We start from the raw sequence: 1,324 nt of genomic DNA on the forward strand, positions 1-1,324 counted from the left end.
CCCAGTAGTGTCCGGAGATCCATTCTCATTTGAGCGCTAAGTTGTTGATGCGCATGGAGAAAGAGGTGGTCTCCGGAGAAATCTATATCGATTCCGCGTGAGCTGGCTTGGACACTTTCCGCTTCTTGGCGGGGTGTCCGATGCTAAAAGGCCAGCTGGTGTTCGCGCAGCTCACGGCACATCTGCCGCGGCCTGCATTCAATGAATGCGTGGCGCTCTACGCGGGCCGTTATCCCACGCTGACGTTCTCGTATTGGGATCAGCTGCTGTGCATGATGTTTGCGCAGCTGACCTCGCGCACCAGTCTGCGCGACATCACCACCTGCCTACGCAGCCACTCCAGCAAGCTGTACTTCGCTGGCTTTCGCGGCTCCATCGCGCGCTCCACACTCGCAGATGCAAATGAACGGCGCGACAGCCGCGCTTTCGAGCGATTCACGCTGCACCTGATTGACATCGCACGCGCTCTGTACGCGCGCGAGAGCCTTGGTGTGCAACTGGCGCAAAGCGTCTATGCCATTGACGCCAGCACCATCGATCTTTGTCTTAGCTTGTTCAGCTGGGCTCCTGCTGCAAACGCGCGTGCCGGTGTGAAGCTGCACACCCTTCTCGACCTGCGCGGCAACATTCCCAGCGTCATTCGAATCACGTCAGCGTTGGTTTCCGACGCCAGCTTTCTGGACCATCTCCGCCTCGAAGCGGGCAGCTTCTACGTCATGGATCGTGGGTACCTGCACTTCCAAAGGCTGGCGCGTTTCAGCGACGCTGCAGCCTTCTTCGTGATCCGCTCGAAGAACAAGATCCACCACAAGGTGATCGCGGATCAACCGAGCGACATGGCAGCAGGCGTGCTTTGTGACCAGAGCATTCTGTTGACCGGAAGGTACACGAGATTGGGATATCCAGTGCCGCTGCGCAGGATCGAGTTTCACGATGCTCAGCGTGACCGCACATTGATCTTTCTGACCAACAACTTCGATCTGCAGCCGCTGCAGATCGCCCAGCTGTACAAGAGCCGCTGGCAAGTGGAGCTGTTCTTCAAGTGGATCAAGCAGCACCTGCGCATCAAGGCGTTTGTAGGTACCAGCGCCAATGCGGTGAAGACGCAGATTTGGACGGCGATCGCCACCTACGTGCTGGTGGCGATCATCAAGAAGCGACTGAATGTGCAGGCCTCCCTACACGCCATGCTCCAGGTTCTCAGCCTGAACCTGTTCGAGAAAGTCCCTCTGGAACGGCTATTGAGCGAGGTGTCGCTCTACGATGAAAGCGACGGCTCCCCCGCCCAACTGCCTCTCCTTTGAAATCTCCGGACAGGCATGGG

General features: G+C 58.0%; 1 protein-coding gene. It reads left to right on the forward strand.

Features of this window, described 5'->3' with window-relative positions:
- Positions 1-140 precede the first annotated feature (140 nt).
- The gene (locus tag H8N03_RS25960; RefSeq protein WP_187079151.1) at positions 141-1,304 is read left to right on the forward strand and encodes an IS4 family transposase; all 1,164 of its coding nucleotides are present in this window, start codon (positions 141-143) and stop codon (positions 1,302-1,304) included.
- Positions 1,305-1,324 lie beyond the last annotated feature (20 nt).

Origin of the sequence: Ramlibacter cellulosilyticus, from assembly GCF_014297465.1 — a bacterium.
Taxonomy (GTDB): domain Bacteria; phylum Pseudomonadota; class Gammaproteobacteria; order Burkholderiales; family Burkholderiaceae_C; genus Ramlibacter; species Ramlibacter cellulosilyticus.